Below are 14,484 nucleotides of genomic sequence, written 5' to 3'. Positions count from 1 at the left end.
TTTACTTTAAACTTTTTCCAAGGCCAAGCGCAAATCTTCAATCAGATCATCTACATTTTCAAGACCGATAGACAAGCGGATTTGGTTTGGTGTGATACCTGCAGTTTCTAGGTCCTTTTCAGACAACTGTCCATGAGTTGTTGTGGCTGGATGGACCACAAGGGACTTAGCATCTGCAACGTTTGCTAGGTTAGAGAAGATTTCCAAATTATCAATTACCTTGCGAGCTTCTGCCTCTCCGCCTTTAACATGGAAGGTAAAGATTGAACCAACACCTTTTGGCAAATATTTCTCAGCCAAGGCATGATAAGGACTGTCAGCTAGTTTTGGATAATTTACCTTCTCTACCTTAGGATGGTTGACAAGGAAATCAACAATTTTCTCTGCATTTTGCACATGACGTTCAACACGAAGAGAGAGAGTTTCAAGCCCTTGGAGCAAGAGAAAGGCATTAAATGGCGACAAGGCAGCACCTGTATCACGGAGCAATTGAACACGAACAGCGATAATAAAGGCTGCCGCACCCACATCACGAGTATAGCTCAAGTTATGGTAACTTGGGTCTTCCTCAACAAATTGAGGGAACTTCCCTGAAGCCTCCCAGTCAAAACGACCACTATCGACAATCACTCCACCAATAGTCGTACCATGCCCACCGATAAACTTAGTTGCTGAGTGAATGGAAATATCTACACCGTGAGAGAAGACGTTAATCAAATATGGTGTGGCAAAAGTGTTGTCCGAAACGAGAGGAATCTTGTGTTTATGCGCAATCTCAGCCAATTTTTCTAAGTCAGGAATGTTAATCAAGGGATTCCCCAAGGTTTCAATCAAGACAAGCTTGGTATTGTCATTGATAGCTGCTTCTACTTCTTCCAAATTATCCACATCCACAAAGGTAGTTGTGATACCGTAACGAGGAAGGGTTTCTTTCAAGAGGTTGAAGGTCCCACCGTAAATAGTTGACGCAGCCACCACATGGTCACCTGCGTGAGCAAGCGCCAAAATAGTGTAGGTTACAGCAGCCATACCTGATGCAGTCGCTAGTGCTCCAACACCACCTTCAAGTGCAGCGATTCTTTCTTCAAATGCCGCTGTTGTAGGGTTTGTGATACGAGTATAAATGTTCCCTGGTTTTCTCAAGGCAAACAAATCAGCACCTTCTTGCGTGTCATCAAAAACGAAGGATGTTGTTTGATAAATCGGTACTGCACGAGACTTAGTTGCCGGATCAACTACTTGCCCAGCATGTAATTGTAGAGTTTCAAATTTAAAATCACGAGTCATAAGACGACCTCCAAATAGCTTCATTAGGGATATTGTATCATCTTGTGCTAGTCTTTTCCAATACCGTTTTTCTATATTTTGATATAAGGAACAACTATGACTAGTCTTACACATCAAACAAAAAAGCACGATTAACTCGTGCCCGTTTTTTAATCTACATAAGTATCTTCGTTTTTATTGAGGAAGGCGTAAGGCAAGCCCATCAAGAGACCTCCTCCGATAAAGTTCCCGACAAAGGTTACACCCCAGTGACGAAGAATATTAGGTATGTCAAAGTTAGCAATTGAATCAGCTGCAACACTGAACTTAACAATCGCAAAAGAAGCAAAATTCGCAGCAATGTGTTCGTTTGTTAAGAATACAAACATGTAAATTGCTGATAAGACAAGCCAAAGTTTGGCGCCACCGTCTTTCACCAAAACAAAGGAAAGAATGGCAATGTTTACAAAGATATTGGCTAAAATACCTTCAAGCAAGACTAGCTCATTGGAACGACCTAACTTCATCTCTACAACCCCTGAAATGAAGCTATCATGTGTTAGATTTGCATAGGCTGCTGAGTGAGCAAAGCCCCAACCTGCTATCAAGGCTCCGATAAGGTTGAACAAGGTACAGTAAAGCAAAATCTCAGCTGTTTTTCTCCATGAGATTTTTTTCAAGAAACTACCAGCTGTCAAAAACATCATATTCGAAGTTACCAGCTCAGCATTCAAGAAAACAATGTAGGCCAATCCCCAAGCAAAAACAAATGGGAAGAGGAAACGTCCACTACCTGGTGCGATTTTATTTATCAAGTCAGCACCAACCGCACCTGCAGCCGTGCTAAATGTTAAAAAGGCACCTGCAAACATGGAACGAATCGCATACTTAAACTTACTTTGGCTATAAAGACTTTCTTTCTTCTTGCAAGCAAATTCAATCTTTGAAATAAATTCTGAAGAGACCATAAAAAACTCCTAAACTTTTATTTGTGATAATTATAACATAATTCTTGTTTTCTAGAAAGCGTTTTCCGTAAATTTCTAAAATATTTATCTTAAAAATCTATATCGTAAGGCTTACAAACCTTTTTCATAAGAACTATTTTGATTCTATTTATTCATATAAAAAACCAGTGAAATAGCACTTCACTGGTTCATTCTTAATATCGTTGTCTATACGGTTGATTAAAGGCCTTCAAAATATCCTCAGAAGTCTCAGAATAAGCTTTTGATTCTTTAAAGATACCTTTGACGATTATACGCTCGGTTTCATCATAATCAACACAAGTAACCAAAGTAATCTCCTGCACACCAATACGATCATCGATTTCATCTACACGGTCTGGTGTAACACGTTTTACTTCTGTAATCTCATAAGTATAAACTTTATCCTTATCCGTCAGATAAATTTTCATACCCGCTTTGGCATTGACCAAAGGTGAGAAAAGCATTTGACTGGCATTTTCAGCAGTAAAGATATGGTGACTTGCTAGAGAATAGTTGCCTTCTCCCATTTTTTGATCTGGTTTCATGGTCCCTGCTCCGTAGAACAGGTTTACATTGTCCAAACCTTTAAAAATCGGTAAGTTAATCTCCACTTCGGGAATAGCAATACCTCCAATAACGGGAAGTTTCTGAGCATCCCATTGTGAAGCCAATACAGCTTCGGATGAAATAGACTTAACAGAGTCAAAATCAAAATTCCCTTCGGTTTTTAGATTTTCATCTATATTTTCCTTAGTGACTTGATTGACTTGGTATTTATTGGTATTCCAGACCAAAAAGATATCGCGAATCTTTGAATTAAAAATTAAAGCTAGCGATAAAAGAATTAAGAAACCTGCTAAAATATTAATAAATAGATTTCTGCGCTTATTCTTCTTATTTTTCGTTTTTTTATGAGACATTATGCTTCACCTTCTGTTTCAATTTCAGTCCCAACTTCTTCTTTTTCTGCCGCAGCAACCGTTGTAAAGGTCACAATCTTAGCATCCTGATCTAGACGCATCACCTTAACTCCCATAGTTGAGCGTCCAGTTTGTGAAATATTGGCAACGTTAGTACGGATCATGACACCTGTATCTGTGATAATCATCAGGTCTTCATCTCCTTTAACAGTAAGAAGACCTGCCAGAGGACCATTCTTCTCAGCAACATTGGCTGTCTTCATCCCTTTACCACCACGGCCTTTAGTAGGATATTCAGTAGCAAGTGTACGTTTACCATATCCTTTTTCAGTGATGATAAGAACTTCGTCTTGGTTCGTAATCACGCTAGCACCAACTACTGTGTCCCCTTCACGAAGATTGACTCCTCGGACACCTGTCGCGATACGGCTCATGCCACGAACAGCTGATTGATTAAAGCGAACGGCATAACCAAACTTGGTACCTATGATAATATCCGTATCTTCTTCTGTCAGCAAGACATTAATCAATTCGTCTTCATCCTTAAGATTCAAAGCTTTAAGTCCATTTTGACGAATATTAGCGAACTCTTTGACACTGGTTCTCTTCACGACACCATGACGAGTTGTAAAGAAGAGATAAGCGTCATCACTACGTTCAGACTCAACGTTGATGATGGTCTGAATACTCTCACCTTCGTCCAACTTCAATAGATTGACAACTGGCAAGCCCTTAGCAGTACGACCGTATTCAGGGATTTCATAACCTTTCAGTCGATATACGCGTCCTTTATTGGTAAAGAAGAGCAAATGATCATGGGTGCTGGTTGAAACCAACTCACGCACAAAGTCATCATCCTTAACTCCCGTACCTTGAACTCCACGGCCACCACGTTTTTGAGCAGTGAATTCACCTTGGTCCAAACGTTTGATATAGCCCTTATTAGAAAGGGTAATCAAGACATCCGTTTCTTCAATCAAATCTTCATCTTCAAGAGTTAAGACTTCTCCGATCATCAACTCCGTACGACGCTTGTCACCAAACTTGCGTTTGACTTCGTCCAATTCCTCTTTGATAATTTGCGCCACGCGCTCAGGTTTGGCAAGAATATCAGCCAAATCTGCAATCAAGGCAATCAATTCATCATATTCAGACTGAATCTTATCACGTTCCAATCCTGTCAAACGACGAAGACGCATATCAAGGATAGCTTGACTTTGACGTTCAGAAAGCTTGAACTTGTTCATCAACTCTGCTTGCGCTTCCGCATCCGTTTCACTAGCACGGATAATACGAATCACTTCATCAATGTGATCCAGAGCGATTAAAAGACCTTCTAAGATGTGCGCACGCGCTTCTGCTTTTTCCTTGTCAAAACGAGTACGGCGAACAACCACTTCTTTTTGGTGCTCGATATAAGCATCCAAAATTTGACGAAGGGACAAGATTTTTGGCACACCATTTTGAATCGCCAACATGTTGAAACCAAAGTTGGTTTGCATCTGGGTCATCTTGAAGAGGTTGTTAAGGATAACGTTGGCAGACGCGTCGCGTTTAACCTCGATTACAAAGCGAACTCCTTCACGGTTGGACTCATCACGTACGGCTGTAATGCCCTCAATTCGTTTTTCCTGAACCAAGCGAACAATATGCTCATGTACCTTGGTTTTATTAACCATATAAGGGAATTCCGTTACAACAATCCGCTCACGACCCGTCTTAGTGGTTTCAATCTCTGTACGAGAACGAAGGACAATGGAACCTTTACCAGTCTCATAAGCCTTATGGATACCTGATTTCCCCATGACAAGAGCACCAGTCGGAAAATCTGGACCAGGCAAGACTTCCATCAAGTCCTTAGTCGTCACTTCAGGATTATCCATAACCAACTTCACTGCATCAATGGTTTCACCCAAGTTGTGAGGTGGAATATTGGTTGCCATCCCAACAGCGATACCAGTTGCTCCATTGACCAAAAGGTTTGGAAAACGAGCAGGCAAAACCAAGGGTTCACGTTCGTTAGCATCGTAGTTATCTACGAAATCAACAGTGTTTTTATTGATATCACGAAGCATTTCAAGAGCAATCTTGCTCATACGTGCCTCAGTGTACCGCTGCGCGGCAGCACCGTCCCCATCCATAGAACCAAAGTTTCCATGCCCATCAACAAGCATGTAACGGTAGCTCCACCACTGAGCCATACGAACCATGGCTTCGTAAATAGAGGAATCTCCGTGTGGGTGGTATTTACCCATAACATCCCCTGTAATACGGGCTGACTTTTTATGAGGTTTATCTGGTGTAACACCTAGTTCATTCATTCCGTATAGAATACGACGGTGAACAGGTTTTAAGCCATCTCGAACATCAGGAAGGGCCCGCGCGACGATAACGCTCATGGCGTAGTCGATAAAGCTGGTCTTCATCTCCTTTGTCAGATTGACATTCACTAAATTTCTATCCTGCATTCATAAATGCCTCATTTCACTATTAGTAATTAGATATATTATACCATAATTTGTCATTCATTTCAGTCTTTGAAAACCACTAAAACGTTTACATCAATAACCGAATAGAATATTCGTGACAAAGCTTTTTAAAAGTGATAGAATGAAAGTGTCTGGGGATTCCCCTAAAAAAAATGAAGGAGATGTTTAGATAATGACTTCAACTAAACAACACAAAAAAGTGATCCTTGTTGGTGACGGTGCCGTAGGTTCATCTTACGCTTTCGCACTTGTTAACCAAGGAATTGCACAAGAGCTTGGAATTATCGAAATTCCACAATTACACGAAAAAGCTGTTGGTGATGCGCTTGACCTTAGCCACGCCCTTGCCTTCACTTCACCTAAAAAAATCTACGCTGCTCAATACTCTGACTGTGCAGACGCTGACCTTGTTGTTATCACTGCAGGTGCTCCTCAAAAACCAGGTGAAACTCGCCTTGACCTTGTAGGTAAAAACTTGGCTATCAACAAATCAATCGTAACACAAGTTGTTGAATCAGGTTTCGATGGTATCTTCCTTGTTGCAGCTAACCCAGTTGACGTTTTGACTTACTCAACTTGGAAATTCTCTGGATTCCCTAAAGAACGTGTTATCGGTTCAGGTACTTCACTTGACTCAGCACGTTTCCGTCAAGCACTTGCTGAAAAATTGGATGTTGATGCTCGTTCCGTTCACGCCTACATCATGGGTGAACACGGAGATTCTGAGTTTGCGGTTTGGTCACATGCTAACATCGCTGGTGTAAACCTTGAGGAATTCCTTAAAGACACTCAAAACGTTCAAGAAGCTGAATTGATTGAATTGTTCGAAGGTGTTCGTGACGCTGCTTACACAATCATTAACAAAAAAGGAGCTACATACTACGGTATCGCAGTAGCACTTGCTCGTATCACAAAAGCAATCCTTGATGACGAAAATGCAGTACTTCCACTTTCAGTCTTCCAAGAAGGTCAATACGGTGTTAAAAACGTCTTTATCGGTCAACCAGCTGTTGTTGGTGCACACGGTATCGTTCGTCCAGTAAACATCCCATTGAACGACGCTGAAACTCAAAAAATGCAAGCATCTGCTAAAGAATTGCAAGCTATCATTGATGAAGCATGGAAAAACCCTGAATTCCAAGCAGCTTCTAAAAACTAATGAAAAGAAGGTTCTCAAACATGGGAACCTTTTTCTTTTTGCCCTAAAAATGCCTCAAAGCAATTAAAAAAGCCTACTGACCAAGCTAGAAAGCTTGATACAATAGGCTTTTTGAAAATTCATTATTTAACAGCGTCTTTAAGAGCTTTACCAGCTTTGAATGCTGGAACTTTAGAAGCTGCGATTTTGATTTCTTTACCAGTTTGTGGGTTGCGACCTTTACGTGCAGCACGCTCACGAACTTCAAAGTTACCGAAACCGATCAATTGAACTTTTTCACCAGCTGCAAGGTATTCAGTTACTGCTGCAAATACAGCGTCAACTGCTGCTGCTGAATCTTTCTTAGTCAATTCTGTAGCTTCTGCTACTTTAGCGATCAAATCTTGTTTGTTTGCCATGTTAACAAATCCTCCAAATAATTTCTAATTAACAAATATAATCATATCCTAAAATCGGCTATAGGTCAAGTCAAAAACACTATTTTGACCATTTTTTCTCTATTTTTTTAGGAATTGTAGCGAATTAGAATTGCCCAAGCATTCTCTCCAGTATGAGTTTGAATAATAGAGCCAGTTTCCAATACAGAGATTGGCTTCTCAACATAAGGTTGCAATAATGCCTTCATCTCATTCGCCAATTCGTTCGTTCCAGCATAGGAAATTCCAATTTCTGCAACTGATTTTTGGGAAAGAGTGTTGGTTAATTCCTCAAGCCACTTTTTGAAAGTTTTCGCTCCACGTCCTTTGGCGATTGGTTGGAGTTCGTGGTTTTTCATCTGCATTACTACACGAATATTCAAGAGTGAGCTTAGTAATCCTGTCACACGTCCAATACGACCACCCTTAACTAAGTTTTCTAGCGTCGAAACACCGATATAGAGTTCTGTATGATTTTTGACGTCCTCTACATGAGCTAAGATCGTTTCTAAATCTTTACCTTCTTTAGCAAGTTTTGCGGCTTCAACTACTTGGAACTTCATTGCTTGATCTGTAAAAGAACTATCAATAACCGTTACATCAGCAGTTGAGAGACTGGCCCCTTGGCGAGCAGCTTCCACAGTTCCAGACAAGGCATGGGACATGTGAATAGCGATAATTTGACTGCCATCTTTACCTAGTTCTTCAAAGACCTCAGCAAACACTCCTACAGGTGGCTGGCTTGTTTTAGGCAGATTCTTGCTTTGTTGCATAAGATGAAGGAATTCTCCCTCTTTCAAATCTGCATCCGAATAAAGCACACTATCAATCATAACTGATAGAGGGACAACAGTGATATTTAATTCTTTAACTACTTCTGGTTCGATAGTAACAGAAGAGTCCGTTACAATTTTTACTTGTGTCATAATTCAATCTTTCTATTCTTCTCGATAGGATTGGGATTTTCTCTTTTATTATATCAAAAAAATGATAAAAAATCATAAGTGATCCGATGAAAAGAACTGAATTTTTGGTATAATCTATCTATAGAAAAGTGAGGAACAGCTATGATTCGAAAACTTCAACCGATTATCACTATTATTTTTGGAGCTGCTATCTATGCCTTCGGTCTTACTTACTTTGTTGTTCCTTATCATTTATTTGAGGGAGGGGCGACAGGTATTACCTTGATTACCTACTATCTTTTTAAGATTCCTGTCTCATTGATGAACCTCTTAATTAATATCCCTTTATTTATCCTGGCTTGGAAGATATTTGGACCTAAGACCCTCTACTCCAGTCTTTTAGGATCTATTTCACTTTCCGTTTGGCTAGCAATTTTTGAGCGCATTCCTTTGCACATCGACTTGCAAGGGGATCTCATCATTGTCGCTTTAGTCTCAGGAGTCTTACTGGGGGTTGGTTTAGGAATTATCTTTAATGCTGGTGGAACCACTGGTGGCTCTGATATCGTTGCCCGTATCCTCAACAAATACACCAATATTTCGATTGGTAAATTGCTCTTTGGGATTGACTTTTTCATCCTGATGTTGATTTTGATTATCTTCCAGGATCTTCGTCTAGTTACCTATACCCTCTTATTTGACTTTATCATCGCTCGTGTTATCGACTTGATCGGCGAAGGAGGTTATGCTGGTAAAGGATTTATGATTATTACACAATATCCTGTTCAATTGGCCAAAGAGATTAACGATGAACTCGGACGTGGCGTTACCTTTATATCTGGTCAAGGCTACTACAGCAAAAAGGATTTAAAAATTATCTACTGTATCGTCGGTCGAAACGAAATCGTTAAAATGAAAGATATGATTCACAAAATTGATCCTCAAGCCTTTATCACCATCACTGAGGCTCATGAAATTCTGGGTGAAGGATTTACTTATGTGAAAGATTAAAAAAGCTGGGAATTCCCAGCTTTTATTCTTCTTCTGCGAGGGTTGAATGGCGGAACCCGTAAGTAAAGTAAATGACTAGAGCAACTACAAGAGCGATGCCAAAGGCAATCCAGGTATCTAGACTATATTGAAGCATAAAGGAAACACAGATAAGGATGGAAAGGATTGGCAAAAGTGGTACCAAAGGAGTTTTAAACTCTCCCTCTTTTGGCATACCCTTATCCTTTCTGAGTTTTATTATTCCGTAGGCTAGCAAAATGAGATAAGCTAGCGTACAGATATTTAAGAAGGCTGCAATACTGGCTAGAGGAAAGACTCCTGCAGCAATGGCTGAAGCAACTCCTGTTAAGAGAGTCGCATTTTTAGGAACGCGACTGGTCTTGCTTAATTGTTTGAAACTTTGAGGTAAAAGTCCATCACGCGCTAAGCTATAAATCATCCGAGATAAAGCATAAGTCATAGAGATACATACGGTTATCAGAGTTAAAATGGCTACAAGCGAAACATAATTTGCTGCCCAGCCGATACCAATACTCCGTAATGAAAATGCTACTGCATCGTCCACATTGAGTTTACTGTAGTGAACAATCCCTGTCAATACTAAGGTTACCAAGGCATAGAGAATGGTGACGATTGTTAGAGAAAGCACGATTCCGCGAGGAATATTTTTTTGCGGACTTTGAATTTCATCAACTGCCATGGAAATTGACTCAAATCCGAGAAATCCAAAGAACATCAAAGATGCGCCCGCCATAATCCCTGTACTTCCACCATATAGTTGACCAAAACCAAAGGGAGCAAAATTCGTCCAATTTTCAGGCTTGATGTACCAAATACCAACTAGGATAAATAAGGCGAGAGCTGAGAATTTCAAGACCACTAAAAGCGAATTAAATCTCAAAGCTGCTTTAGAATTTAATAAAACCAATCCCGTTACCAAAGTAAGTACTAAAATAGGCAGAAGATCGATATAGGTGCCTTGTTCAGGGTTAAAGGTTCCATTCAAGGCTTGGGGCATGGAGATACCATAATTACTGAGCAATCCCTTAAAGTAAGCTGCCCAGCCAGACGCCACACCTGAAACAGCCGTCATGAATTCCATGATGGTCAGCCAGCCAGCAATCCAGGCTGGCAATTCTCCTAAAATCGCATAGAGGTAACTATAAGCACCACCAGTAGCAGGCACACGAGAGGCAAATTCTGCGAAAAAGAGGGCTGATAGAGAAACACACAGAGCAGAAATCACAATGGAAATCACTAATGAGGGACCAGCTAAGGTAGCCGCTGCTGTTCCTGTAATGGTGAAAATCCCTGTCCCCACCATGGCACCAATCCCTAGAAGAATCAAATCCCACAATTTCAAATGGCGATGCATCTCTGTCTGTCTCAGACTAACATCCTTGGTTCTAAAAATATTCATACTTCATCTCCACTAAATGTAATTGTTTTATTTTACCATATAAAAACAGTTTTGTGAATATTTATTAGGTTCTTTTTTGAAAAAAATTCTGAACAGAAAGGATTTCTGTTCAGAATTTGCATTTTTACCCACTGATTCTTTCAATTAGTTACCTATCAAGCGAGTAGGTTCAACAGTATACTCCATTGAAAGTTTTTTGAGGATTTTGGATTTTTAAACTTCAAAGTAAGGGAACGGACTGTCACTATCTAAAGGACGATTTGGAACTTCTTGTTCCAAAATAGCGCGCCAACCAGATACCAATTCTTCAAAAGTCAGTTGTGCTTCTGGAGAAGCTGTTGTCAGCTTCCGACCAAACCAAGCCATGGTTGCAGTTTCAAACTGAAGCATAGCGTACTGGATTACTGGTACATTTGCCTCTTCATAATTTTCATTTACTGCACGCGCTACTTCTGCCGCTTGCGGAAGGAGTTGATTGCTGATTTTATCGACAACAGTCGCATCCATCTCTCTCCATGAAAGAAGTTGACCATTTACCTGATAAAAGAGCTCAAAGGTTTCTTGATTTTCCTTGAAATTAGCAAGAACAAAAGCACGTTCTACTGCCTCAGGACCACCAGCAGCTTTTACAGCGTTTATCAAAAGGTTTTGTTCCATTTGTCTCCAATAATCATCTGCTTCTTCTACTAAATCAATTGTGAAAGGTGGAACAATTTCCTCAGCAGGAATTTCACCTTTATTCGCTTTTTCAACATTACCAAATAATTTTTTTAAGAATCCCATTTGCTTCTCCTTTTGAGTTTTATCCGACAGATCCTTCCATTTCATAGCTAATCAAGCGGTTCAGCTCAACTGCATATTCCATTGGAAGTTCTTTTGTGAAGGGTTCGACAAACCCCATAACGATCATCTCTGTTGCCTCAGATTCTGACAAACCACGGCTCATGAGGTAGTATAGTTGTTCTTCTGAAATCTTAGAAACCTTAGCTTCGTGCTCCAAAGCAACTTGCGAGTTGTGGATTTCATTAAATGGAATAGTATCTGATGCTGATAAGTCATCCATGATAATGGTATCACACTCGATGTGAGAAACAGATTTCTTAGAGTTCTTGTTAAAGGTTACTTGTCCACGGTAGTCGACCTTTCCTCCGCCTTTAGCGATGGATTTAGACACGATAGACGAGCTTGTATGTGGGGCGTTGTGGATCATCTTGGCACCAGTATCCTGATGTTGCCCTGCGTTAGCAAAGGCGATTGAAAGCATGGTACCACGTGCTCCTTCTCCATCTAGGTAAACAGATGGGTATTTCATAGTTGTTTTGGCACCTAAGTTTCCATCGATCCACTCAACAGTTGCATCTTTCAAAGCTTTGGCACGTTTTGTTACCAAGTTATAGACATTATCAGACCAGTTTTGGATGGTTGTATAACGCATATAAGCTCCGTCCAAAGCGAAAATTTCTACAATGGCAGCGTGCAAGCTGTTACTTGAATAAGTTGGCGCTGTACAGCCTTCTACGTAGTGGACACTCGCTCCTTCATCAACGATAATCAAGGTACGTTCGAACTGACCTGTATTTTCGTTATTGATACGGAAGTAGGTTTGAAGTGGAATATCTACTTTGACACCTTTTGGCACGTAGATAAAGGTTCCACCAGACCATACTGCTGAGTTGAGGGCAGCCAATTTGTTATCTGTTGGCGGTACCAACTTAGCGAAGTATTGTTTAAACAAGTCTGGGTATTCCTTGAGGGCAGAATCCGTATCTGTAAAGATAATCCCCAATTTCTGGAACTCTTCCTTCATGTTATGGTAAACCACTTCTGACTCATACTGGGCAGAAGCTCCTGCTAGATAAGCACGCTCAGCTTCTGGAATTCCGATACGTTCAAAGGTTTCTTTGATTTTCTCAGGAACTTCGTCCCATGAACGGGCTGGTTTGTCAGATGGTTTTTGGTAGTAGATCAAGTCATCAAAGTCAATCTCTGACAAGTCTGCTCCCCAGGTTTGCATAGGCATTTTTTTGAAGGTTTCATAAGACTTCAAACGGAATTCTAACATCCACTCAGGTTCACCCTTAGCAGCTGATAATTCGCGAATGACTTCTTCGTTCAATCCTTTTCCTGTCGATAGGACAGGCTCTACATCGTCATGGAAACCAAATTTATATTCACCAAGGTCAATTGGTTTTGGTTCTACTCTTTCTTCAGCCATAATATCCTTTCTTTCATTATATATTTCTATGTTTCTTATTTTTCTTCTTGATCTTCAATTGTTTTCTTAAGGGCATTCCAAGCTAGAGTTGCACACTTGATTCGTTGAGGGAATTTGGCAACACCTGATAAGAAAGCCGCGTCTCCAAGTTGGTCTTGACGCTCATCTTTTTGCCCTTGAACCATTTCAGAAAAAATAGTTGCAAGTTCTAAAATTTCTTGTTTGGTCTTGCCTAAAACTGCATCTGTCATCATACTAGCAGAAGCAGTTGAAATCGTGCATCCTGAATTTAGAAAAGCGATATCTTCTAAACGATCCTCTGCGTCAAACTTAACAGAGAGATTAATAACATCGCCACAGGTTGGATTGTTGAGGCTGATTTGCTCAGCGTCTTCTAACTTCCCTTGGTGATGTGGATTTTTCGAATGGTCTGCCACCACTGCCATATAAAGGCTATCTAGTTTAGAAAGTGCCATTGAAAAACTCCTTTGTCTTTTGTAGGGCATCGACTAGCTTGTCACAATCTGCCTTGGTATTGTAGATATAAAAACTTGCACGAGCTGTTGCTGGAACTTCCAAATATTGGAGCAAAGGTTGAGCACAATGATGACCTGCACGAACTGCTACCCCTTCATAATCCAGTGCTGTAGCTAGGTCATGGGGATGAAGATCGCCTAGGTTAAATGCAATCACACCTGAACGTTTAGCCAAGTCCTGCGAACCATAAATAGTCAATCCCTCAATTGCCTGCAATTTTGGAAAGACATATGCAATCAATTCCTGTTCATGAGCTTCAACGGCATCCATACCAATCTTTTCTAGATAATCCACTGCTGCAGCAAGTCCGATAGCACCTGCCATATTTGGCGTTCCAGCCTCAAATTTCCAAGGCAACTCCTTCCAACTAGCAGATTGCTCATAGACGAAATCAATCATCTCGCCACCAAACTCAACTGGTGACATTTGTTCCAGATACTTTTCTTTACCGTAAAGAACACCAATACCAGTTGGTCCAGCCATCTTGTGACCTGAAAAAGCAAAGAAGTCCACATCCAAGTCCTGGACATCAATCTTCATATGGGGCGTAGACTGAGCGCCATCCACCACCATGATAGCTCCAACTTGGTGGGCCAATTGCGTGATTTCTTTGATAGGATTGACTACACCAAGAACATTTGAGGCGTGAGCTAGGGAGACAAACTTGACTTTATCAGTCAATTTAGCTCGCAAGTCATCCATATCCAGAGCTCCATCCTTGAGATAAACATAGACAAGCTCTGCCCCAGTCTTGCGACAGACCTCCTGCCAAGGAATGATATTGGAATGGTGTTCCATGACAGAAATCAAGACCTGGTCTCCCTCAGTCAGGATTTCCTCAGCGAAGCGTGCCACCCAGTTAAGGCTGGTTGTCGTTCCTCTGGTAAAGAGAACTTCCTTTGTAGAGCCTGCATGGATAAACTTACGAATGGTTTCACGAGCAGCTTCATAAGAAGCTGTTGCTCGCTCAGCCAAGGTATGAACACCACGGTGAACATTGGCATTGTCCTGCTTATAGTAGCGGTTGATTGTTTCCAGAACTGCTAGTGGTTTTTGTGTCGTCGCAGCATTGTCCAGATAGACCAGAGGTTCATCGTTGACAATCTGGTCTAAAATTGGAAAATCCTTGCGAATAGCTTCTGCATCTAACATAGGCT

Annotated in this window: 13 protein-coding genes; 2 read left to right on the top strand and 11 right to left on the bottom strand. The window is 40.8% G+C overall.

All coding sequences use genetic code 11. From position 1 onward, the window contains the following. Nucleotides 1–6: 6 nt before the first annotated feature. The 4 genes from HMPREF2655_RS07850 to gyrA all read right to left on the bottom strand — a co-directional run bounded on the left by HMPREF2655_RS07850 (nucleotide 7) and on the right by gyrA (nucleotide 5,643). The gene (locus HMPREF2655_RS07850; protein WP_070838450.1) at nucleotides 7–1,287 is read right to left on the bottom strand and encodes an O-acetylhomoserine aminocarboxypropyltransferase/cysteine synthase family protein; all 1,281 of its coding nucleotides are present in this window, start codon (nucleotides 1,285–1,287) and stop codon (nucleotides 7–9) included. A gap of 149 nt (nucleotides 1,288–1,436) precedes the next feature. Next, complete coding sequence (locus HMPREF2655_RS07845; protein ID WP_000254787.1) at nucleotides 1,437–2,234, bottom strand: formate/nitrite transporter family protein; 798 nt, start codon at nucleotides 2,232–2,234, stop codon at nucleotides 1,437–1,439. A 194-nt stretch (nucleotides 2,235–2,428) separates the two neighbouring features. Beyond that, nucleotides 2,429–3,175, bottom strand: a complete 747-nt coding sequence (locus tag HMPREF2655_RS07840; protein WP_000018505.1) for a class A sortase — start codon at nucleotides 3,173–3,175, stop codon at nucleotides 2,429–2,431. Further along, a complete protein-coding gene (gyrA, locus tag HMPREF2655_RS07835; protein ID WP_049500360.1) occupies nucleotides 3,175–5,643 on the bottom strand; it encodes a DNA gyrase subunit A in 2,469 nt (822 codons plus the stop codon). Before gyrA ends, HMPREF2655_RS07840 begins: the two co-directional genes overlap by 1 nt. Nucleotides 5,644–5,836: 193 nt before the next feature. Between gyrA and HMPREF2655_RS07830 the strand changes: the two genes are divergently transcribed. Continuing rightward, a complete protein-coding gene (locus HMPREF2655_RS07830) occupies nucleotides 5,837–6,823 on the top strand; it encodes an L-lactate dehydrogenase (protein WP_000204722.1) in 987 nt (328 codons plus the stop codon). Nucleotides 6,824–6,945: 122 nt separating this feature from the next. Here HMPREF2655_RS07830 and HMPREF2655_RS07825 read toward each other — a convergent pair whose 3' ends face one another. Then, nucleotides 6,946–7,221, bottom strand: coding sequence for an HU family DNA-binding protein (locus HMPREF2655_RS07825; protein WP_001284636.1), 276 nt, complete (start codon nucleotides 7,219–7,221; stop codon nucleotides 6,946–6,948). A gap of 107 nt (nucleotides 7,222–7,328) precedes the next feature. Then, nucleotides 7,329–8,165: a DegV family protein gene (locus HMPREF2655_RS07820; protein ID WP_049490733.1), complete on the bottom strand. Its 837-nt coding sequence runs from the start codon at nucleotides 8,163–8,165 to the stop codon at nucleotides 7,329–7,331. A 141-nt stretch (nucleotides 8,166–8,306) separates the two neighbouring features. On the opposite strand from HMPREF2655_RS07820, the gene HMPREF2655_RS07815 reads away from it, so the two are divergent. Beyond that, nucleotides 8,307–9,155, top strand: coding sequence for a YitT family protein (locus tag HMPREF2655_RS07815; protein WP_049500362.1), 849 nt, complete (start codon nucleotides 8,307–8,309; stop codon nucleotides 9,153–9,155). Between the two features lie 22 nt (nucleotides 9,156–9,177). On the opposite strand, the gene HMPREF2655_RS07810 is transcribed toward HMPREF2655_RS07815, so the two are convergent. The 5 genes from HMPREF2655_RS07810 to HMPREF2655_RS07790 all read right to left on the bottom strand — a co-directional run bounded on the left by HMPREF2655_RS07810 (nucleotide 9,178) and on the right by HMPREF2655_RS07790 (nucleotide 14,479). Beyond that, nucleotides 9,178–10,575: an APC family permease gene (locus tag HMPREF2655_RS07810; protein ID WP_049500363.1), complete on the bottom strand. Its 1,398-nt coding sequence runs from the start codon at nucleotides 10,573–10,575 to the stop codon at nucleotides 9,178–9,180. A gap of 213 nt (nucleotides 10,576–10,788) precedes the next feature. After that, complete coding sequence (locus HMPREF2655_RS07805) at nucleotides 10,789–11,358, bottom strand: hypothetical protein (protein WP_049500366.1); 570 nt, start codon at nucleotides 11,356–11,358, stop codon at nucleotides 10,789–10,791. A gap of 19 nt (nucleotides 11,359–11,377) precedes the next feature. Further along, the gene (sufB, locus tag HMPREF2655_RS07800; RefSeq protein WP_000797057.1) at nucleotides 11,378–12,790 is read right to left on the bottom strand and encodes a Fe-S cluster assembly protein SufB; all 1,413 of its coding nucleotides are present in this window, start codon (nucleotides 12,788–12,790) and stop codon (nucleotides 11,378–11,380) included. A 35-nt stretch (nucleotides 12,791–12,825) separates the two neighbouring features. Further along, entirely contained in the window at nucleotides 12,826–13,266 is a 441-nt protein-coding gene (gene sufU / locus HMPREF2655_RS07795; protein ID WP_049500368.1) for a Fe-S cluster assembly sulfur transfer protein SufU, read from the bottom strand. Further along, nucleotides 13,253–14,479, bottom strand: a complete 1,227-nt coding sequence (locus HMPREF2655_RS07790; RefSeq protein WP_070838448.1) for a cysteine desulfurase — start codon at nucleotides 14,477–14,479, stop codon at nucleotides 13,253–13,255. Before HMPREF2655_RS07790 ends, sufU begins: the two co-directional genes overlap by 14 nt. Between the last annotated feature and the right edge of the window lie 5 nt (nucleotides 14,480–14,484).

Origin of the sequence: Streptococcus sp. HMSC066F01, assembly GCF_001837335.1 — a bacterium.
Lineage (GTDB): Bacteria > Bacillota > Bacilli > Lactobacillales > Streptococcaceae > Streptococcus > Streptococcus oralis_S.
The sequence above is the reverse complement of the archived record's forward strand: the minus strand, read 5'-3'. Positions and strand labels throughout refer to the sequence as shown.

Coding starts and splice junctions, on each gene's coding strand:
- HMPREF2655_RS07850 (WP_070838450.1), bottom strand. CDS start 1,287: ATGACTCGTGATTTTAAATTTGAAACTCTACAATTACATGCTGGGCAA.
- HMPREF2655_RS07840 (WP_000018505.1), bottom strand. CDS start 3,175: ATGTCTCATAAAAAAACGAAAAATAAGAAGAATAAGCGCAGAAATCTA.
- sufB (WP_000797057.1), bottom strand. CDS start 12,790: ATGGCTGAAGAAAGAGTAGAACCAAAACCAATTGACCTTGGTGAATAT.
- HMPREF2655_RS07845 (WP_000254787.1), bottom strand. CDS start 2,234: ATGGTCTCTTCAGAATTTATTTCAAAGATTGAATTTGCTTGCAAGAAG.
- HMPREF2655_RS07790 (WP_070838448.1), bottom strand. CDS start 14,479: ATGTTAGATGCAGAAGCTATTCGCAAGGATTTTCCAATTTTAGACCAG.
- sufU (WP_049500368.1), bottom strand. CDS start 13,266: ATGGCACTTTCTAAACTAGATAGCCTTTATATGGCAGTGGTGGCAGAC.
- HMPREF2655_RS07810 (WP_049500363.1), bottom strand. CDS start 10,575: ATGAATATTTTTAGAACCAAGGATGTTAGTCTGAGACAGACAGAGATG.
- HMPREF2655_RS07830 (WP_000204722.1), top strand. CDS start 5,837: ATGACTTCAACTAAACAACACAAAAAAGTGATCCTTGTTGGTGACGGT.
- HMPREF2655_RS07820 (WP_049490733.1), bottom strand. CDS start 8,165: ATGACACAAGTAAAAATTGTAACGGACTCTTCTGTTACTATCGAACCA.
- HMPREF2655_RS07815 (WP_049500362.1), top strand. CDS start 8,307: ATGATTCGAAAACTTCAACCGATTATCACTATTATTTTTGGAGCTGCT.
- HMPREF2655_RS07805 (WP_049500366.1), bottom strand. CDS start 11,358: ATGGGATTCTTAAAAAAATTATTTGGTAATGTTGAAAAAGCGAATAAA.
- HMPREF2655_RS07825 (WP_001284636.1), bottom strand. CDS start 7,221: ATGGCAAACAAACAAGATTTGATCGCTAAAGTAGCAGAAGCTACAGAA.
- gyrA (WP_049500360.1), bottom strand. CDS start 5,643: ATGCAGGATAGAAATTTAGTGAATGTCAATCTGACAAAGGAGATGAAG.